Annotated in this window: 16 protein-coding genes; 7 read left to right on the forward strand and 9 right to left on the reverse strand. The window is 70.0% G+C overall.

Annotated features, from left to right (window positions below; all coding sequences use genetic code 11):
• Nucleotides 1–2: 2 nt before the first annotated feature.
• The 3 genes from EP757_RS25330 to EP757_RS25340 are packed head-to-tail and all read right to left on the reverse strand — an operon-like array spanning nucleotide 3 to nucleotide 2,382.
• Nucleotides 3–770 carry an amino acid ABC transporter ATP-binding protein gene (locus tag EP757_RS25330; RefSeq protein WP_127550027.1) on the reverse strand — a complete coding sequence of 256 codons (768 nt, stop codon included), beginning with the start codon at nucleotides 768–770 and terminating at the stop codon, nucleotides 3–5.
• On the reverse strand, nucleotides 767–1,507 hold the full coding sequence (locus EP757_RS25335) for an amino acid ABC transporter permease (RefSeq protein ID WP_127550029.1): 741 nt from the start codon (nucleotides 1,505–1,507) through the stop codon (nucleotides 767–769). Before EP757_RS25335 ends, EP757_RS25330 begins: the two co-directional genes overlap by 4 nt.
• 20 nt (nucleotides 1,508–1,527) lie before the next feature.
• Complete coding sequence (locus EP757_RS25340) at nucleotides 1,528–2,382, reverse strand: transporter substrate-binding domain-containing protein (RefSeq protein ID WP_127550031.1); 855 nt, start codon at nucleotides 2,380–2,382, stop codon at nucleotides 1,528–1,530.
• A gap of 237 nt (nucleotides 2,383–2,619) precedes the next feature.
• Here EP757_RS25340 and EP757_RS25345 point away from each other — a divergent pair, with 237 nt between their 5' ends.
• From EP757_RS25345 to EP757_RS25360, 4 genes are all read left to right on the forward strand, one after another.
• Nucleotides 2,620–3,528: an Lrp/AsnC family transcriptional regulator gene (locus EP757_RS25345; protein ID WP_127550033.1), complete on the forward strand. Its 909-nt coding sequence runs from the start codon at nucleotides 2,620–2,622 to the stop codon at nucleotides 3,526–3,528.
• A gap of 100 nt (nucleotides 3,529–3,628) precedes the next feature.
• Nucleotides 3,629–4,852 carry an acyltransferase gene (locus EP757_RS25350; RefSeq protein ID WP_127550035.1) on the forward strand — a complete coding sequence of 408 codons (1,224 nt, stop codon included), beginning with the start codon at nucleotides 3,629–3,631 and terminating at the stop codon, nucleotides 4,850–4,852.
• Nucleotides 4,853–5,055: 203 nt separating this feature from the next.
• Nucleotides 5,056–7,236: a DUF4153 domain-containing protein gene (locus EP757_RS25355; RefSeq protein WP_232049995.1), complete on the forward strand. Its 2,181-nt coding sequence runs from the start codon at nucleotides 5,056–5,058 to the stop codon at nucleotides 7,234–7,236.
• A 127-nt stretch (nucleotides 7,237–7,363) separates the two neighbouring features.
• Nucleotides 7,364–8,788 (forward strand): WGR domain-containing protein, encoded by a 1,425-nt coding sequence (locus tag EP757_RS25360; RefSeq protein WP_127550037.1) that lies wholly within the window; start codon nucleotides 7,364–7,366, stop codon nucleotides 8,786–8,788.
• 938 nt (nucleotides 8,789–9,726) lie between these two features.
• On the opposite strand, the gene EP757_RS25365 is transcribed toward EP757_RS25360, so the two are convergent.
• Nucleotides 9,727–11,904 (reverse strand): ricin-type beta-trefoil lectin domain protein, encoded by a 2,178-nt coding sequence (locus EP757_RS25365; RefSeq protein WP_127550039.1) that lies wholly within the window; start codon nucleotides 11,902–11,904, stop codon nucleotides 9,727–9,729.
• 335 nt (nucleotides 11,905–12,239) lie between these two features.
• Between EP757_RS25365 and sigJ the strand changes: the two genes are divergently transcribed.
• Nucleotides 12,240–13,178, forward strand: coding sequence for an RNA polymerase sigma factor SigJ (sigJ, locus tag EP757_RS25370; RefSeq protein WP_127550041.1), 939 nt, complete (start codon nucleotides 12,240–12,242; stop codon nucleotides 13,176–13,178).
• Nucleotides 13,179–13,232: 54 nt separating this feature from the next.
• The gene (locus tag EP757_RS25375; protein ID WP_127550042.1) at nucleotides 13,233–14,378 is read left to right on the forward strand and encodes an NAD(P)/FAD-dependent oxidoreductase; all 1,146 of its coding nucleotides are present in this window, start codon (nucleotides 13,233–13,235) and stop codon (nucleotides 14,376–14,378) included.
• 489 nt (nucleotides 14,379–14,867) lie between these two features.
• On the opposite strand, the gene EP757_RS25380 is transcribed toward EP757_RS25375, so the two are convergent.
• From EP757_RS25380 to EP757_RS25390, 3 genes are all read right to left on the reverse strand, one after another.
• Nucleotides 14,868–15,653 (reverse strand): maleylpyruvate isomerase family mycothiol-dependent enzyme, encoded by a 786-nt coding sequence (locus EP757_RS25380; RefSeq protein ID WP_127550044.1) that lies wholly within the window; start codon nucleotides 15,651–15,653, stop codon nucleotides 14,868–14,870.
• Between the two features lie 383 nt (nucleotides 15,654–16,036).
• Nucleotides 16,037–16,804 (reverse strand): calcium-binding protein, encoded by a 768-nt coding sequence (locus EP757_RS25385; protein ID WP_127550046.1) that lies wholly within the window; start codon nucleotides 16,802–16,804, stop codon nucleotides 16,037–16,039.
• Nucleotides 16,805–16,862: 58 nt separating this feature from the next.
• The gene (locus tag EP757_RS25390) at nucleotides 16,863–17,228 is read right to left on the reverse strand and encodes a DUF4267 domain-containing protein (protein ID WP_232049996.1); all 366 of its coding nucleotides are present in this window, start codon (nucleotides 17,226–17,228) and stop codon (nucleotides 16,863–16,865) included.
• Between the two features lie 85 nt (nucleotides 17,229–17,313).
• On the opposite strand from EP757_RS25390, the gene EP757_RS25395 reads away from it, so the two are divergent.
• Nucleotides 17,314–17,874 (forward strand): TetR/AcrR family transcriptional regulator, encoded by a 561-nt coding sequence (locus tag EP757_RS25395; protein WP_127550050.1) that lies wholly within the window; start codon nucleotides 17,314–17,316, stop codon nucleotides 17,872–17,874.
• On the opposite strand, the gene EP757_RS25400 is transcribed toward EP757_RS25395, so the two are convergent.
• Nucleotides 17,871–18,515, reverse strand: a complete 645-nt coding sequence (locus EP757_RS25400) for an AbfB domain-containing protein (RefSeq protein WP_127550052.1) — start codon at nucleotides 18,513–18,515, stop codon at nucleotides 17,871–17,873. The genes EP757_RS25395 and EP757_RS25400 overlap by 4 nt on opposite strands.
• A gap of 149 nt (nucleotides 18,516–18,664) precedes the next feature.
• Entirely contained in the window at nucleotides 18,665–19,831 is a 1,167-nt protein-coding gene (locus EP757_RS25405) for an EAL domain-containing protein (RefSeq protein WP_127550054.1), read from the reverse strand.
• Nucleotides 19,832–19,843: the final 12 nt, after the last annotated feature.

Here is a 19,843-nt window from a genome sequence, read left to right on the forward strand (position 1 = left end):
AGCTAGTGCATGTGAGCGAGGAAACGACGGGTGCGCTCGTGCTCTGGAGCGTCGAAGAAGCGATCCGGCGGGGCCTGCTCGACGATCTGGCCGGAGTCGAAGAGGGCCACCTCGGAGGCCACGCTGCGGGCGAAGCGCATCTCGTGGGTCACCACGACCATGGTCATGCCGTCCGACGCCAGTTTCTCCATCACGTCGAGGACCTCGCGGACCAGTTCCGGGTCGAGGGCCGAGGTCGGCTCGTCGAAGAGCATCAGCTTCGGTTTCATCACCAGGGCGCGGGCGATCGCCACGCGCTGCTGCTGCCCTCCGGACAATTCCGAGGGGTACGCGTGAGCCCGACCGGCGAGACCGACCCGTTCGAGCATCGCCAGCGCCTGTTCCCGCGCCTCCTTCTTCGGCACCTTGAGCACCGTCGTGAGCCCGGCCATCACGTTGCGGGTCGCGTCCAGGTGCGGGAACAGGTTGAACTTCTGGAACACCATGCCGATCGCCGTGCGCTGGCGGGCCAGGACCCGCTCCGGCGCCGGCCGCATGTCGAGCCGCCCGCCGATCAGGCCGATCGGCTCGCCGTCCAGCAGGATCGTCCCGGAGTCGGCCGGCTCCAGCAGACTGATCAGCCGCAGGATCGTGGACTTGCCGCTGCCGGACGGGCCGAGCAGCGCCTTCACCTGGCCGCGCTGCACGGTGAAGTCGACGCCGCCCAGCACCGCGACGTCGTTGTAGGACTTGTGCAGGTTCTGCACCTGGAGCAGGGGCGGGGTCTTCATGCCGGCACCTTCTCTTCCCTCGGGGAACGGACGATGGCGGGGAAACGGCGGCGCGGGGGAGCGGACGTCCAGGTGAAGCGGCGCTCGATCCGGTTCTGCAGCAGCATCAGCAGGGAGACGATCACCAGGTAGTAGACGGTGGCGGCGGCGTAGTACTCGGCGTAGCGGAACGTCACCGCCACCCCCATCTGCGCCGTGGTGAGCAGCTCCTGCAGCGAGATCACGCTGGCCAGCGAGGTGTACTTGACCATGCCGATGAACTCGTTGCCGGTCGGTGGCAGGGCCACCCGGGTGGCCTGCGGCAGCACCACCTTGAACAGCACCTGGCCGCGGGTCATGCCGAGGGCCCGGGCCGCGAGTTGCTGACCGTCGTCCACGCTCATCAGCGCCGACCTGATGATCTCGGCCATGAACGCGCCCTCGGCCAGCGCCAGGCCGATGAAGGCCGCCAGGAACGGCGAGTACCACTCCTCCTGGAAGATCGGGGACAGCTGCGGGAGGCCGTTCCAGAGCAGCAGGAGCAGCAGCAGCGCCGGAACGGCCCGGAAGAACCAGATGTAGGTGGTGCAGAACGCGCGGACCGCGCCGATCTTCGAGGACTTGCCGAGAGCCAGCCCGAAGCCGATGAGCACGGCGCCGAGCTGGCTGGCGACGGCCAGTCCCAGGGACAGCAGGGCACCCCGCAGGTACGCCTCGGAGAACAACTGATCAAAGAAGATGGTCGAGTCGAATGCCATGGGGGCGCCTCCGCCGAGGGTCAGTAGACGTTGAGGGATTCGGTGCTCAGCCCGTAGGTCGTGGCGATCTTGCCGAGGGTGCCGTCGGTGTAGAGCGCCTTGAGGGCCTCGCTGAGCGGGGCGGTGATCGTGGCGTCCTTGTTGGCGAACATGCCGAACTTGGTGCTGGGCGGGAAGAACCCGTTGATCAGGCGCAGCTTGCCGGAGCTCTTCTTGACGATGTCGACGGCGGCGACGTCGGTCTCGATCAGCGCGTCGGCCTTGCCGTTCATGACGGCCAGCACGGTGTCGGAGGTCTTGGGGTAGTTCTGCACCGACGTACCGGAGCCGCACGCGGTGGCGATCCGCTTGGCCTCGGTCAGGTTCTCCGAGGCGTTCTGGCCGACGAGCGTGAGCCCGCACAGGTCCTTCTCAGCGGCCGGGTCGGTCTTCACCGAGGTGCCGACGATCAGCGCGGGGCCGGTCTGCATGTACGCCACACCGTCCAGCACGGCGGTGCGCTCCTCGCTCATGTAGAGGCCGCCGGGGATGATGTCGCACCGCTTCGACGTGAGCCCGGGCTGCAGGCCCTCGAACGTCGTCACCTGGGTGGCGAACTCCAGGCCCCAGTAGCCGGCCAGCGCGCGGGCGGCGTCGGCGTCGAAGCCGATGATGTCGCCGGACGTCCCGTTCTCGTAGTACTCCAGCGGGGCGTACTCGGGGTCGATGCAGACCGTCAGGGTGCCGGCCTTGACCAGTCCTTCCGGAGCGGTGGCCTGCGCCTTGACGGCGGTGGCGGCCTCGGAGGCGCCGGTCGAGTCGGAGGAGCCGGAACCGCAGGCCGAGACGCCGAGCAGCGTGGCTGCTACGGCCGCGGCGACGAAGTATCGCTTCACAGGAGTTCACTCCTTGTTTGCCGAGCCAGGGGGTTGGCCGGGGACGCTAGGGGCCGTTTGTTTCCGCCGCGTTCCGAATCATTGCGATATCTGGACCTGGCCGCGGATTCGGCTTAGATTCGGCCCGTCCCGGCGCTCGATTCCTCGTCCGGACCGGGGAACAGTGAAGGATTCGGACCGTCGCCGAACCGAAGAATTGGCCGGCGGATTTCTCGGCTTTCCCGGCACGGAGGACGGATGAGCGGCTCCCCGCACGAGGACACCAACGAACGCCTGGTCGCGCTGCTGCGCAAGGACGGCCGCGCCCCGATCGTCGACCTGGCGACCGCCCTCGGCGTGCCGCGCTCGGTGGTCCGCGCCCGGCTGCGGGAGCTCCGGGAGAGCGGCGACATCGCGATCGTCGCGATGGCCCATCCGGCCGTGCTGAACCTGGACGTCGGCTGCCATCTGTCGATCAAGGTCTACGGCTCCACTCGGGAGGTCGTCGAACACCTGCTGGCTGCCGAGAACGTCACCCTGGTGTCGCTGGTGAGCGGGGAGTACGACATCGTGGTCGAGCTGCGGGCCCGCGACCAGCGGGAGCTGTTCGACGCGGTCGAGGAGATCCGGCTCTCGGACGCGGTCCGCGAGGTGTGCACGCTGGTCTACGTCGACGTGCTGCGCAGCCCGTTCGCGGCGGCGGCCCGCCCGGCGCAGGTGCGCCTCGACGAGGTCGACCTGGCGATCGTGCACCGGCTGCAGGACGACGGCCGGATGCCGTTCCGCGAGCTGGCCGAATCCGTGGGCGTCTCCGAGTCCACCGCCCGGACCCGCACGCTGGCGCTGCTGGACCGCGAGGTCATGCGGATCTCGACGATCACCCGGCGCGGGACGCGGACGCGGAACCTGGCGATGGGGATGGGCCTGCACGTACGCGGATATTCGGACGACCTGGTCGCGGCCATCCTCGACATCCCCGGCGTGGAGTTCCTGGCCACGGTGATCGGGAACTACGACATGATCGGGACCGTCTCCGGCAATGCGCTCCCGGCCCTGCAACGGGTGGCCGAGCAGGTGCGCTCATCCCCGGACGTCACCGGGATCTGCACCTGGGTGCACATGGACTTCGTCCGTGAGACCTACCGGCTGCCACTGAGCGCGGCCTGATCCTGCTCTTCGCTGTGCATTTCCTGTTCCGACACTTCGTGTTCGCTGCGCACTGCTGCAATGCCGAATCAGTCCAGTCGTTCATGAAGGAACCAGGTAAGTGGCAGAAGAGAACAGGCCCGTGCTCACCGCCCTCACCGGCTTGCGCGCGGTCGCGGCGATCGGCGTCGTCATCTCCCACAGTGGAGTGCCGGCCAGCCTCCCCGAGCACCTCGACAAGATCGCCCATTACGGCCACATCGGCGTACCGCTGTTCTTCATGCTCTCCGGGGTGGTGCTGGCCTACAACTACGCCCACCTCAGCGGCTGGCAGGGCAGGCGCACCGTGCGGTTCTATCTCGCCCGGATCGCCCGGGTCATCCCGCTCTACTGGGCGGTGATCGCCTACTGCGCCGTCTACCTCTGGATCCAGGGCCGGGACAACCACAACTGGGCGCTGATCCAGAACCTGCTCGCCGTGCAGACCTGGAGCGGCGACCTGCGGGTGGCGATGGGCTGGTACAACAGCCCCGGCTGGTCCATCGGCGTGGAGATGTTCTTCTACCTGCTGTTCCCGTTCCTCATCCCGGTCGTCGCCAAGCTGTACCGCCGGTTCGGGGCGCGCGGCATGATCGCGCTGATCGCCGCGATGTTCCTGATCATGTTCACCCTCTGGATCTCGTTCTACCTGGCCGGCCACACCTCGATGGGCGCCGCCAACCCCACCTCCGCGCACCGCTGGCTCTACCGCAACCCGCTCTGTCACCTGCCGATGTTCATCTCCGGCATGGCGGCCTCCTTCCTGATCCCGGGCGGCGCCCGCTGGTCCACCGCGCGGCACCACCTCATCCAGGCGTTCGTCTTCTGCTTCGTCTTCGGCATGGGCGCGTTCCGGCCCGACGGGTCCGGGTGGAGCTCCGCCGCCTACGGCCTGCTCTGGGTCGGCCCGTTCTCGCTGCTCATGATCAGCCTCGCGTCCGGCCGGGGCTGGGCGGCCCGGTTCCTCTCCACCACGGTGATGGTCCGGCTCGGCGTGGCCAGCTACGCGCTCTACATCACCCACCGCTGGATGCTCTACGCCCTGCCGCACACCGAGTACATCAAGAAGGGCGAGGGCTGGGTCCCCTATGGAGCGCTGCTCGTCACCATCGTGATCGTGCTCCTGCTCGCCGAGGGCGCCCACCAGTACGTCGAGGAGCCCTGCCGCCGCTGGATCCTCCGGGTCACGAAGCGGTGGACCGCCGACCCGGACCGGCCCGCGCCCGCCGCGCCCACTCCGGACCCCCTCCTCGCCGACACCGTCCGGCTGGTCACGAACGGAGCGCCGTACACCTATCCACGGTGATCATCTCCCGGATCCGTGCCATTGCTCTCCGGCGTCGCGGCGATACGGACACGTCCCGGCGTAGAAATTGCTCGACGCACGCCCTACAGTGTGCGGACCGAGCAACCTAGGAGGGTGTAGTGGCGGACCTGCCACCGGAGAAGCCGGATCCGGCCGTGCCAGCGGACACAGGGGCTCCCACGCCGGCGCCTCAACTGCTGGTCATGCCGCCCACCGACGCGATCCCGTCGTTCGTCTGGCCGGGCAACGAGGGGGAGACGGCATGGGCGATCCCGGTGCAGATCCCGGCCGGCACCCGGGGGTACGCCCTTTTCGTGCCGATGATCCCGGCACAGGCGGCGGCCCCCGGCGCGGCGGCCCTCGGCGCGGCGGAGCCGGCCGAGCGGCCCGAGTCGAAGGCCACCGGTGCCGCGTCGGAGGCCGAGCTGGACGCCGCAGCCGCCGAGCCGCAGCCGGCCGCGTCGAAGGCCGACTTGCAATCGGCCGTCTTGAAGGCCGACCCGCAATCGGCCGTCTTGAAGGCCGACCCGCAATCGGCCGTCTTGAAGGCGGACCCGCAGTCGGGCGCGACGAAGGCGGACCCGCAGTCGGCGGCCACTAAGGCTGAGCCGCAGTCGGGCGCGGCGGAGGCCGAGCCGCAGCCGGCCGGGGAACGTCCGACGGGGTCGGCCGAGGCGGGCGAGGCGCGGAAGGTTCAGCCGGCCGGTGCGACGGCCGGGACGACCGGGCCGGCGCCGGCGGTGCTGGCGCAGCCGGCATCGGTGGGTGCGGCCGAGCCCGCGGTGGTTTCCGGCGTACCGGAGAAGTTTCCGCCTCAGCCGTATCGGCCTCAGCGACAGCAACCGATCCACGCCTTCGGCCCCTACGAGCCGCCGCCGACCGTCTGGCAGTCGTTCCGCGCGAAGCACTGGCCCGGGCCGAAGAAGACGCTGGGCAAGGCCGTCCCGGCCGGTGTGCTCGCCGGCGCGCTCGGATTCCTGGTCTTCCTGCCGCTGGACCGGGTCGGTATCGGCTGGTTCCTCGGCTGGCTGGCGCTCACCCTGGGTGTCGGGTTCGCCGTGCGCGGCGGGAAGGAGCTGTCCCGCAACGAGCGGCTGATCCGCGCGGGCTGGGCCGCGGCGGCGCTCGCCCTGATGCTCATCCCGGCGTTCCGGAACGCCTGGTGGCTGGTCACGTTCAGCGTGATCGGAGCGATCGGCTGCACCGCGCTGGCGATCGTCGGCGGCCGGCAGGTCCGGTCGATCCTGTTCAGCCTGTTCGCGGCGCCGTGGGCGGCCTTCGCCGGCATCCCGTGGGTCCGCCGGCATCTCAAGGCCGGCGACGACGCGGGCATCGCCAAGCGGATCGTCTTCTCGGTCACCCTCACCGTCGTGGTGCTGTTCGTCTTCGGCGCGTTGCTGTCCTCGGCCGACGTCGCGTTCTCCCGCCTGCTCGACGACGCCGTCCCCGACTTCCAGTTCGGCTCGATCTTCCAGTGGGCCTTCCTGGCCGTCGCCGGTGGCCTGCTCGCGATCTCCGGCATCTACACGCTCGCCGCGCCGCCGGTGACGTCCGGCCTGGACACCGAGGGCAAGGGCCGGTTCGGCCTGATCGAGTGGGCGCCGGCCGGTGCCGCGCTGGTGCTGCTCTTCGGCGGATTCGTGGCGGTGCAGTTCACCGTGCTGTTCGGCGGCAGCCGGCACGTGCTGAAGACAGCCGGTCTCAGCTACTCGCAGTACGCGCGAAGCGGCTTCTGGCAGCTCGTCGCCGTCACGCTGCTGTCCCTCGCGCTGATCGCGGCGCTGGCCCGCTGGGCGAAACGGGATCAGCCGGCCGAGCGGTTGCTGCTGCGCGTCCTGCTGGGTCTGCTCTGCGCCCTGAGCGTCGTCATCGTGGCGTCGGCGCTGTCCCGGATGTGGGAGTACCAGCGGGTCTACAGCTTCACCGGTGAGCGCATCTTCGTGATGGCGTCGGAACTGCTGCTCGGCGTGATCTTCGTGCTGATCGCGGTGGCCGGCGTCAGGTGGCAGGGCCGCTGGATCCCGTCGACCACGGTCGGCCTGGCCGTGCTGATGCTGCTCGGTCTCGCCGCCCTCGACCCGGAGGGCTACGTGGCCAGCCGCAACGCGGCCCGCTACGAGGGTTCCGGCAAGATCGACGCGTGGTACCTGCGTGCGCTCTCCGCCGACGCGACTCCGGCCTTGACCGAACTGCCCGATCCGGTACGCCGGTGCACCCTGATGTGGATCGACGAGGATCTCAAAGAGCCCGATCCCTGGTACGCGTGGAACCTCGGCCGCCAGCAGGCCCGCGAAGCATTGGACGAACTCGGTCCGGATGCGATCGGCAACCAGAAGGACTGCAAGGCGGCAGATCAGTTCGACCTGCCCAAGACACGCCGCTGAGCGGTTCTTCAAGGAACGCGCCCGGGCCCGGCCGTCAGCCGGCCCGGGCGCTTCCGTTGGTGAGAGATCTTGTCGTACCCCCCGGCTATGTTCTCGGCGTTCCTCCTTCTGCCGAAAGGTGGCCCGGATGCCGGCCGACACGACGTACCTCGAACTCTCCGAAGACAGCGGGAGCGCCCACAAGTTCTACGAGGTGACGATCGCCGGCAAGGATCTGACCGTCCGCTACGGCCGGATCGGCGACCGCGGCCAGGTGAAGCAGTCCTCCTACACCACTGAGGACAAAGCCCGCGCGGAGGCGGCCAAGAAGATCGGGGAGAAGGTCCGCAAGGGATACGCGCCGGCGGTCATCGGTCAGCGCAAGCCTCGCTCGGTGACCCGCCGGCAGATCGTCAGCACCCGGTCCACCGCGAAGGTCGCCCCGGTGCTGTGGCGATACAAGACCGGCAGCCCCGCGTTCGGCGTCTTCGTCGACGGTGACGTGTGCATGGTCGGCAACGAGGCGGGGATGATCACCACGCTGAGCCACCAGGCCGAGGTGCTGGGGCAGTTCCGCCTCCCCGACGGCGTCAAGTGCATCGTCGCCGACGACGGCTGGATCTACGCCGGCTGCGACGACGGCAACGTGTACGACCTGTCCGGCAAGGTGCCGCGCCTGGCGTACCGGATCGCCCCCGAGATCGACATCTACTGGCTGGACATCCACGACGGTGTCCTCGGCGTCTCCGACGCGAACGGCGGCATCTCGGCGATCGACCACGAGGACGAGTTCCTGTGGCAGCGCCCCGGCAGGGGCTCGTCGGCCTGGATGGTCCGCTGCGACGACGACGCCGTCCACCACGGTCACAGTGCGGGTGTGACCAGCTACGACTGGCGGACCGGCAAGGAGCTGTGGCACACCGGCACGAAGGGCGCGGTCCTCTTCGGCTGGCAGGAGCGCGACACCGTCTACGCCGGCACGTCCGACCGGCAGGTCGCCGAGCTGGGCAAGGACGGCAGCCGCCGGCAGACCTACCAGTGCGACGCGGCGGTGTTCTCCTGCGCCGCCGCCGAGGACGGGCGGTACGTCTTCGCCGGCGACAGCTCCTCCTCGGTCTACTGCTTCGACGCCGCCGGCACCAGGCTGTGGAAGCTCGCGACCGGCTGCGGCTCCGCGTACTCCATGCAGTACCACGACGAGCGGCTCTACATCGTCACCACCGACGGCTCGCTCGCCTGCATCGATGCCAGCGAGCAGGCGATCCGCTCGGCGGTCGGCGGCAGCGTCCCCGAGATCGTGGACGTCAAGGCCCCGCCGAGGATGGCCGAGGTGGCGCCGTCCACCACCGTCGAGATCGTCCACGACCCGGCCGGCGGCATCGTCGTCGAGTGCGTCGAGGAGTCCGGCCGGCTCCACATCCGGGTGGTCTCGTCCGGCTACCACAGCGACTGGCAGGTCCAGTTCCCGAAGGGCATCCGCGAGCACGGCGCCCGCTACGTCGTCAACGGCATCCGCGAGGCATCGCGGGGCGGCTTCTACCGCGCCTACGGCGACATCCGCCGCCTTTCGTGATCACCTACCTCGACCACCCTTCCCGCCTGGCTTAGCAGACGCGGTCTGGCCTCCTGGGGGTGTGCGAGGGGAAGGCGGTCAGGCCGGGCATCCTGGAGCGCCGGGTCCAGGGGCGGTGCCCCGGCCGCTTCAGGCATGACCTTTTCGCAGCCAGCGCCCCGAAGCCCCGATCGTCTCGCAAAGAGAGGACGGTCGGGCTTCGGCGTGTCCAGCGGCCGTCGCGCATCCGGACGCCGGCTCGCGCCGCGCGAGCTTGCAGGCTGCACCCAAGGCTCTGCTCAGGCTGATGAGCCGTCATTGGAAGCTCGGTGAGCCATTCGAGCTGCTCCGCAGTGAGCCCGATCGAGGCGGGACAGATCGCCTCGAAGTCCACGCCCCGGCACTCCGCTTCGTTAGCGGGCCACCTCGAGTCGTGAGCCTGTCCGGACCTGACGGTCAGATGGTCTGCTGCCCGGATCTTGAGTGTTCTTGCACATCGGAAGGTGGAAAGTCGCTCAAGATCTGCGGTCGGTCGGTCGGTCAGTCGGTCGGTCAGTCGGTCGGTCGGTCAGTCGGTCGGTCGGTCGGTGGGCTGGCGGGTGGCCGGCCGCCGCTCCGTGGACGGGCCTGGCCGACCGCCCACCCCGCCAGATCTTGAGTGCTTCTGCACCTCGGAGGGCGAAGAGCTGCTCAAGATCCGCGGTGGGTGGGTGGACCCTGCGCCAGCCGTCCGTCTCGTTCCACGGATCATGGGCGACTCTGCACACCGGAGGGTTGGTAATAGCTCAAGATCTGCGGTGGACTGGCGAGTGGGTGGCCGCGTGTGGGGGTTGCGGTTCGATCGATCTCCGCTTCGATACGTAGCGATGGCCGGCGTGCTGTGTTCGGGTCAGCACGTACGCCTCGATCAGGTCATCCTCGGTCATGCCGCCGGACGACCTGATCGAGAGCGCGAGATGTCAGGGTCCGGTGGTCAGGTACGCCACCTGGCTGCCGCTGTTCACCGTCGCCCCGGAGTTGTTGATGATCCGGTTGATCGTGCCGGTGCCGCCGAGCGACACGGTCACCATGCTGGTGAACCGGACTCCGGGCTTGGCGGGCACTTCGAAGGCGCGCTCGTTCACGACCGACGGGTTGACGTTGAAGTAGGCGTACGAGCCGAGCCCCCACGCTTGGTGGTTGTTCACCGCGTCGGCGACCTTGTAGGCCGCGTACCCCCGGGTCGAGCCGTTCATGTAGGCGGCCTGGTTCGGCGGGTCGTACGGCATCTCGTTCTGATAGAAGTACGTGCGCCCGTTCTCGCCGTTCCAGATCGTCTGGTACTTCTGGTAGTGCTCGACGAACAGCCCGTAGAACGTCATGTCGTCACCGTTCACGATCAGCCCGGTGTCGGCGGTGTTGATGGTCCAGCCGACGGTTCCGCCGTTGCCGTGGTCGGCCCGCCAGATCCAGGTGTGGTCGCCGATCACGTCGTCGCTGTTGACCTTCAGGCTGACCGTGGCCTTCCCCGCGATCGAGCCGCCGATCCGGAAGAAGACGTCGTGCAGCGAGGTCGGGTTCGCGGCGTGGTCGGCCGACGAGCCGTCCGGGCCGACCTCCATGAGCACCGGCGAATTCGTGGTGCCGGCGTCGAACATGATGCCGGCGACCTTCACCCCGTCGACGTCGGCGACGCGCATCGGCACGACGCCGTTCTGCGGGACGAAGGTGGCCAGGCCGAGTCCGAGCACGACGGTGTTCGCCCGGGTGACGTTGATCGTCTGGTTGATGGTGTACGTGCCCGGCGTCACCAGCAGGTGCTTGCCCGCGGCGAGGGCGGCGTTGATGGTGGCGGCCGTGTCACCGGGGCGGATGATCGCGAACTGGCTCAGCGAGATCGACTCGCCGGCCGGGGTGCCGTTCGCCCAGGTGGTGCCGGCGACGTTGCGCCGCAGCGACGGGACGAAGACGCGGTACGCCCCGGCGGAGTCGACGTACAGATAAGGCTTCTCCCGAATGACCGGCGATTGACCGACGCTGGTGTAGGGCGGGTTCGGGAAGCTCGTCGCCGGGGCGCCCTGCACGCCGACGAACACCTGGTTCCAGTTGCGGCCGGTCCACGAGCCGATCTGCGAGTTCCGGGTGATCCACTGCTGCTGCGAGCCGGAGTCGATCTGCCCGTCGACCTTGGTGTCGGAGATCCAGCCGCCGGAGGACCAGCCGCCGTCGGAGAGAGCCAGATTTCCTCGTACGTGCATCCGCCGATAGGGAGCGGCCTGCGACACCGACCAGCGGTCGAGCCCACCGGTCGGGTTGACGGCGAGCCCTTCCGCCGAGCGCCAGAAGTTCTGCGTGGCGTTCTGTGAGCCGTCCGGCCACCAGTCCGCCTCGACGTGCACCCGGCCGTTGATCGTGGTCTGGTCCGGGACCAGGCCGAGCCCGGCGACCTGGGTGAAGAAGCCGACGTTCGCGTCCACGGCGTAGCTGCCCGGCTTGAACAGCAGCGCGTACCGCTGGCTGCCGAACTGATTGGTCACCTGCTGGTTGAACACCTGGTTGAGCCGGTTCTGGATCGTCGACGCCGACATCGACGGATCGAACACCGACACGTTCGGTCCAAGATCGGGGTTCGTCACCGGGGTGTCCGTCGGCGGCGTGACCGGGCCGCCGCTCAGCGTCCACCGCTGGTTGGCCGAACCGGCACACGACCAGATCTGCAGCCGCGACCCGTCGGCGGTGCCGTTGCTCTGCACGTCGAGGCATTTGCCGCTGGCCTGGTTCACCAGTGTGCCGGAGGCGGTGAGCGCCCACTTCTGCGTCGCCACGCTGTCGTAGCAGGTCCACAGGTGGGTGAGCGAGCCGTCCGCGGTCGCGTTGTTCGCCACGTCCAGGCACTTACCCTGCGACTGCACCTGGCCGTTGTCGGCGAGCGTCCACTGCTGGCTCGCCACCGTGCTGTAACAGGTCCAGATGTGGATGGCGGCGCCGTCGGCGGTGGAGTTGTTCGCGACGTCGAGGCACTTGCCGCTGCCGGCGCCGACCAGCGATCCGGCGCTGGCGGCGAGGGCCTGGGTGGCGCCGGCGACGCCGAGCCCGGCGACCAGGGCGGTGGAGGCGGCGACGGCGAGTATCCGCCGCCGCCCGGGGGATGAGGGCATGGGGACTCCTGCGTGAAAGAACGGGGATCGATCAGCGCCCGTGATGCAACACGCAGGAAAAATTCAAGTCAATGCATCGGTACGCCGGAAGCCCCGTCCCCGCAGCTCACCGCCGGTTCCGGATATGTTTCATCTGTTACATCCGTCGTCGGCGTCCAGGGTGGAGTTCCAGCGCAGGTTCGCGCCGGCCCGACGCGGCGACCGTCGACGACGTGTGGAAGCGGGCTCGGGTCCCGTAGCGAACACGTCAACGGCGGTGCCTGTCGCGCAGGTGGCGGCGATCGTGCTCTGCGCGGTGGCCACCGTCCCTGGGAGGCGGATGGTTCAATGCGAGCATGCGAGTCGGCGTACGCGAGGTCGAGGTGTTCGAGGGCGCACGGCCGCGGCTGGAAGCGATCGCGTACCGCCTGCTCGGGTCGGCGGCCGACGCCGAGGACGTCGTGCAGGACACCTACCTGCGGTGGCAGTCGGCCGACCGGGAACTGATCGAGACGCCAGAGGCGTGGCTGACCAAGGTGCTCACCAACATCTGCCTGAACCGGCTCACGTCGGCGCGGGCCCGGCGGGAGACCTACGTGGGCCAGTGGCTCCCCGAACCGGTCCTCGCCGGTGACCGGATGCTCGGCCCGTCGGAGACCGCCGAGCAGCGGGAATCGGTGTCGATCGCGATGCTGACGCTGATGGAACGGCTACCGGCCCGGGAACGCGTCGTCTACGTGCTGCGCGAGGCGTTCGGCTACGGGCACGCCGAGATCGCCGCACTGCTCGGCCTCACCGAGTCGCACTGCCAGCAGCTCTACCGGCGGGCCAAGCAGCACCTGATCGATGACAGGCGCCGGGTCGAGGTCGACGCCGCGTCGGCGCGCAAGGTCGTCGAGGAGTTCCTCGCCGCGGCGCTCAGCGGCCGGACCGAGAACCTGGTACGGATGCTGGGCGACGACGTGATCAGCATCGGTGACGGTGGCGGCGTGGTCTTCTCGCTCCCGGAGCCGATCACCGGTGTGCAGCGGGTCGCGAGGTTCCTGCGTGGGCTGTTCGAACCGAGCGAGTCGAAGTGGGCGATGATCGGAGGCCGGCCGGTGCTGTTCTCCGCCGTCGTCAACGGCGTACCGGCGCTGGTCCTGGTCGTTGACGGGCAGGTGGTGGGTGTCGTCGCGCTGAACGTGACCGACGGCGGCATCACGGCCGTGCACGCTCAGGTCAATCCGGCCAAGCTGGAACGGGTGAGGCGGCACTGGGTGGCCTCCGAGCCTCCGCTCGCCACCGGTTGGTGACCTGGATCACGTGCGAGGCTGTCAGCTTTGCCGGCGCTGCCCGGTTCAAGAGGCATGACACATCGCATCGTAGTTCTGGGCGCCGGTTACGCCGGCGCCAACGCCGCCGCCCGCCTGGCGAAGCGGCTGCACCCCGCCGACACCGAGATCACCCTGGTCAACGCGGACGCCGAGTTCGTCGAGCGGATCCGGATGCACCAGCTCGCGACCGGCCAGGACCTGAAGTCGCGCCCGCTGGCCGACGTCTTCGCCGGCACCGGTGTGCGGGTGCGGACGGCCCGGGTCTCCTCCATCGACGTCGATGCCCGGACGGTCGATGGCATTCTCTACGACACGTTGGTCTATGCCCTGGGCAGCGCGGCCGCCGGCGTTCCCGAACTCGCCTACGACATCGCCGGCAAACAGTCCGCGCTGCGCCTCCGGGAAAGGCTGGCCGCGCTCGCCGCGGGTGAGCCGGTGCTGGTCGCGGGCGGTGGGCTGACCGGCATCGAAGCCGCCACCGAGATCGCCGAGGCACGGCCCGACCTGGCGGTGACGCTCGTCGTCCGTGGTGACCTCGGCGGCTGGCTGAGTGAGAAGGCCCGGCGGCACCTGCGGGCGGCCTTCGATCGGCTGAGCATCACCGTAGTGGAGAACACCGAGGTCGCGACCGTCGGGCCGGACCACGTGGTCACCGCCTCGGGACATTCGATTGCTGCTGCCGTGACGGTCTGGACCGCCGGTTTCGCCGTCCACCCCCTCGCCGCGGCGACCGGCCTGACCGTCACCGCCACCGGCCAGATCGTCGTCGACGACACCATGCGGTCGATCTCCCACCCCGAGGTGTACGCCGTCGGCGACGCCGCCTTCGCTCGCGGCGCCACCGGCACGCCCCTGCGGATGTCCTGCGCCTCCGGCGTTCCCTCGGCTCACCTCGCGGCCGACGCCATCGCCGCGCGGCTGACCGGGCGGCCCGTCCCGCCGAACACGATCGGCTACACCGGCCAGTGCATGAGCCTCGGACGCCGGGACGCCATCCTGCAGTGGGTGACCCCGGACGATCAGCCCAAGCCGTCCGCGCTCACCGGACGGGCGGCCGTGCGCATGAAAGAGCTGATCTGCAGGACGGCCGTCTGGAGCATCTCGCACCCGACATTGCTGATGCCGGTCCGCCGCCGCCGCATCGTCCCGGCCGCGACGCCCGCTTCCGTGCCGAGTTGAGGTCCGATTCGCGCCCGCATCCGACACGCGTTGCGGGCGGGGGAGGCACACGGTGTGCTCGCCGTGCGACGCGCCGGTGGGGCCGCTTCGTGGAAAGTGGTGGGGCCCAGAGCACCCACGACTTTCCACGAAGCGTCGGAACTCCAAGATCCGGTGCGGGGCCTCGCGTGCTCGTGCGAACTCGGCGCGATCATGCTGCGCCCTTTGCCGCAGGTATCGAGTCGCGGCCGAGTGCCCTCCCGCCGGCGATGTCGGAGCAGTTCGGCGCTCTCCTGGCTGCGATCTTGGAGTAGCGGTGCCCGCTCCACATCGCCGATCGTGGGGTAGCGGTGCCCGTTCCGTATCGCCGATCGTGGAGTAGTGGTGCCCGCCCACATCGCCGATCTTGGAGCAGCGGTGCCCGTTCCGCATCGCCGATCGTGGAGTAGCGGTGCCTGCTCCGCATCGCCGATATTGGAGCGGATCCCCACCCGGCGCGGGGCGGTGCGGTCAGAAGCCGGGGAACACCGCGCGCAGCTCGTCGAGGGTGATGTTGCCGGTCACCTCGACACCGGGGGCGGTGTGGCGCGCGGACAGCCGGCCATAGATCAGCCGCAGCGCAGCCTCCAGCGAACCGGTGAAGGCCGCCGTCGCGGGCACGTCGTCGGTGGTCAGCCGCACTGCTTCATCGATCACGATGCGGTACGCCGTACCGCTGATCTCGACGACCGCCGGCTCGGGCGCCTCCTTCGGTTTGGCGATGAAGCCGATCAGGAAGCCGAGCCCGCCGGAGAGGTTTTCGGCGAGCACCTCGGCGGAACCGGCCGCGACGGTGGCCGCCGGGTCGAGGCCGGCCCGGACGTCCCAGGTGTGCGGGGCGACTTCGCTGAGGCGCAGCGCCGCGAACGAGGCGAGCGGCACCGGCTCGGGCAGGAACGTGCGGACCAGCAGCTCCTCGTGACTCTCCTCCGGGACCGACTCGAGGGCCGCGACCAGGGCCTCGTTCGACGCGATCGAGCCGGTGGCCTGGTCCTGCGGGGCGGTGGCGTTCCAGCGGTCCCACACACTCTGGTTGAAGTCGGGGCCCGGCTCGTCCGCCTCGCCGACCGCGGCCCGGAAACCGGCGAGCGTGATCTCGGCGCCGCTGCCCAGGTGCGAAAGGACGTCGGCGATGGTCCACTCGGAGGCGCCGGACGGGCCGGTCAGCTGATCGGCGGAGAGCGTGGGGACGAGGGCCGCGAGGTCGTCGTGCTCGCTGCGCAGGGCCGCGATCGTGCGGCCGGCAAGGGTCGTCATGCGGGAAAGCCTATCGATTCCGTGGGTTCTGCGTGCCGTGCCGGACCGCGACCACCCCGGGCATGTTCCGGCACCCCGAGATCCGGGACCGGGTGTGCGGTCACGCCGCCTCTGCGGAACTGTTCCGCGTCGCCGGCGCTGAGCTGCGCCTCCTCGGGAGAGCGAAGCTCGGCGCACAGGATCGCGGGTCTCCGGAGTCGCCGGGTCGTACACCGAGGTGTGCGTCGGCGCGGAGGTGAAGGAGGCCCTGGAGGTGAAGGAGGCGCTGGAGGCCGCGGGTATCTCCGGGCTCGGCTTCATCCCCGTGCCGCTGATCTGACCGCGCGGCGGCCGGCGCGTGACAGTGCGCCGGCCGCCGCGCCGTTCTTCCCGGCGTGGAGCGGTCAGCGCTCGCAGGCGCGCTTGGTGTCGCCTCGCTCGGCCTGGCACCAGTCGCCGCCGGAGGTGCCGTTCGCGCCGCCGTTGAGCAGGTCGGCGGCGTGCTTGCCCCAGTCGTCGCCGGACAGGATGTCGTCGCCGGCGCCGCCGTAGAGCTTGTCGCGGCCCTGGTCGCCGCTCAGGGCGTCACGGCCGGCCCCGCCGTACAACTTGTCGCTGCCGGTGTCGCCGAAGAGACGGTCGTCGCCCCCGTCGCCGTAGACCTTGTCGTTGCCGGAGTTGCCGACCAGGTAGTCGGCGCCACCCTTGCCGTGGATGGTGTCGTGACCGGACTGCCCGTACAGGAAATCGCCGCTGGAACCGCCGGTGACGGTGTCGTTGCCCGTCCCGGCGTAGGCGACCAGGCTGAGCCGGGTCTTGTTGGTGATCGTGTCGTTGCGGTCGTAGGTGTGGACGCGCACCTTCTGCGTCCACTCACCGACACCGCAGTAGACCTTCGTCCGGTCGCCCTTGACCGCCTTGCAGCCCTTGCCGGCCTTGATCCGGTACTTGTCGTCGACGATGACGCCGTGCTTCGCGTTGCTGACGACGACCTTGTTGGCCTTGCCGGTGGCGGCCTTGAACTGGACCACCTGCACGTCGCCGTCCCAGACGATGCTCGCGGCGCCGACCGAGGCGGCCTGCGCGCCCGGCACGGCGAACGCCCCGACGCCGGCAGTGGTGAGCGCGATGAGGCCGAGGCGGGTCGCCCAGCGCTTCCGTACGAAAGCCATTTCATTCTCCCCCGTGGATGGATCCGGTGTGGTGTGGTCCAACTTAGAGAGACTCCGGTTAATGGGACGTGAAGAGCAGGGCCGCGCTGATCAGCACGATGACGGCGGTCGCGAAGTGGACGCCGAAGGCGGTGGCCCTACTGCCGTGGTGGCGCAGCACGATCAGGGTGTCGCCGAGCGGGGCGATCGCCACCACCAGCATGAACCAGGCCTCGGCCTGCGCTCCGGCGAAGGCGAGCAGCGCAAGGCCGACCAGTCCGTAGGTCAGGTCGCGGACGCCCTTGACCGTCAGATAGGCGTCGGCCCTGCTCGGCTCGACCGGCACGCCGTATCCGGCCGCCGCGGCGTGCGGCTGCAGCAGGAACCGCACGCCGATGAAGATGATGAAGAGGTTGAGCACGATGGCGAGTCCGTAGGCGATCACGATGCCCCTTCGCTAGCAGCGCTAGAAGTTGGATCGACGCTAACATGGCATCGACAGATCGGCTAGTGGCGCTAGAATTCCTGCCATGTCGATTCGAGAGCGGCGCGAGCGGGAGCGTCAGGAGCGGGAACGGCTGATCGTCACCGCGGCTCGGGAGTTCGCTGAGGCCGAGGGGTGGGACGCCGTCACCACGCGCCGGCTGGCCGAGCAGATCGAGTACAGCCAGCCCGTGCTCTACAGCCACTTCAAGGGCAAGGACGCCATCATGGCCGCGGTGGCCCTGGAGGGGTTCACCGAGCTGGCGGCGGCTCTGCGGGACGCCCGGGCCCGGGGTGGCCTCGATGCGGTGGCGGCGGCGTACACACTCTTCGCCGAGGAGCAGCCGGTGCTGTACGAGACCATGTTCACCGGCGCCGTCGATCTCGCCTTCGCCAGTTCGGAGACGCCGGTCCCGCTGCAGCAGGGGTTCCACGAGCTGCGGGAGGCGCTGCGGGCCGAGATCGGTGGCACGGACGACCTGGACGCGGAGACCGAGGTGTTCTGGGCGAGCCTGCACGGGCTGGTGACGCTGACCCGGGGTGGGCGCCTGCCGCGGCCGGACGGTGAGCGGCGGCTCGCTCTGCTGCTCCGCCGGTACGGTTCCTAGCCGGGCTGGACCCGGAACGTGAAGGCCGCGGTGTCGCCGGTGGGCTCGTCGATGTAGACGCTGCCGTCGTCGCGGCGGTGCAGCAGGTGGTCGGGGTAGTTCTTCGAGCGCAGCCGGAACGTGCCCCCCTCGCCGTCGTCCACCCGGCAGAACGTGGCGTCGGCCCGGAAGAGGTCGGAGTCGTCGGTGGCGTCGGACCGCAGCCGGTAGTCGAAATGACGCAGGTAGCGGTCATCGGCCGTGCGGAACGAGAAGCAGCCGTCGTCGGCGAGCCCGGTGACCACGGTCAGGGTCGCCGGGTCGGCGGACATGGTGGCGAACTCGCCGGACACGGTGAGATAGGTGTCCGGCTCGCCGGCCGGGGACAGTCGCCAGGAGCCGGTGGTGAGCGTGACCTCTTCGGTGGGTGCCTCGGAGGGGGGACGCGTGGGCGCGGAGGGGACCACGGCGGGCGTCTCCGCCTTCCCGCCCGTGCTGTTCCACGCGACATAACCCAGGCCGATCACGGCGACGACACCTGCGCCGACGATCGCGGTCATGGCGCGCGGCAGCCCGGAAGGGCCTTGGGGGCGTACGCCGGCCCCGCCCCGCCCGTAGACGGTCCCACCCGGGCGTTCGTTTCCGGGCGTCTCGGCGGTCATCGTGGCGTTCCCTCTCGGTGGCGGCGGTCCCGAACCGAACGGCGCGGTGGTCCCGAACCGAACGGCGCGGTGGTCCCGAGCCGAACGGCGCGGCAGTCCCGAGCCGGCGACGGCGCGGTGGTCCGACCCGAAAGGCTAACGTGGCCCGATCAACTACGGGTGTGCCGGTTCAGCAGCACCCGGGCGACGGCCGCCGTCGTGGGAAGATCACCGGTGGCGACCAGATCGGCGCCGGCGGCACTCACCACATGCCCGTACCCGGCGCCGATGACCGCGACGGCCAGCTCGCCGTCCACCGGCCGGTCGAGGATGATCGTCGAGCGGGCGCGACCGGCGAGTTCGTAGAGCGGCACCCCGAGGCGGGCACCGACGTCGCCGGGGCAGGAGACGACCACCACGACCGCCTCGTCGGCGGCGGCGATGTCGCGCACCCGGTCCAGCTCCGCGGCGGCGGTCTCGCGCGTCGCCGGCCGGGTCGCCGCTCGCGCCGCGACGACGTCGAACGGCGTGCCCGCGGGCTGGTGGAAGCCGGGCCGTGGCCGGCGCAGCGCGACGGCCGCCTCCGGGTCGTAGCGCTGCCGCGCCGTGTCGAGCGGGCCCGGCCGGTCGAACCGCCAGCCCTGCCCCCAGTGCGCGCCCATCTCCCGGGCGGTGACCAGGTCGTCCTCGGTCTCGATGCCCTCGGCAATCACCAGGGCGCCGGTCCGCTGTGCCTCCGCCCGTACCACGGCGGTGACCTTGCGGCTGTGTGCCGCATGCGGATCGCGGAGCAGGCTCATGTCGAGCTTGATCACTTCCGGCTCCAGGACCGGCAGGAACGCCAGCGACATCGGGTCCACGCCGACGTCGTCGAGGGCGATGGCGTTGCCGTGCAGCTGGATCTGGCCGGCAAGCCGCAGCAGGCTGCCGGGCACGGCCGGCAGGGCGCGTTCGGTGTACTCGAGGATCGTGCGGAACGACGGCGCGTTCCCGAGCAGCTCCAGGAGCCGGGGCGACAACGGCTGGTCCATCACGGCCGGCTCGCCGTTGGCGAACAGCAGCGGCGGCGCGACCGGCGCCGTGATCGCGCCCTCCAGGGCCTGCTCGAAACAGAGCATGTCCAGCGGGCCGAGCAGTCCGGCGGTCCGGGCGGCGGCGAACAGCCGGTCCGGGAACTCCAGTCCGGTGCCGGCCGGCCCCCGGGCGAGGCCCTCCACGCCCACGACGGCACGGGACGACAGCTCCACGATCGGCTGGAACAGCGACCGCACGAGGCGCCGGGCCAGCACGTCGTCGATGGTGACCGACGCTGCTGCGGTGTCGTGGGCGTGGGGCATCCCGGCTCCTGA

The sequence above is a fragment of the Actinoplanes sp. OR16 genome (genome assembly GCF_004001265.1).
Classification (GTDB): Bacteria; Actinomycetota; Actinomycetes; order Mycobacteriales; family Micromonosporaceae; genus Actinoplanes.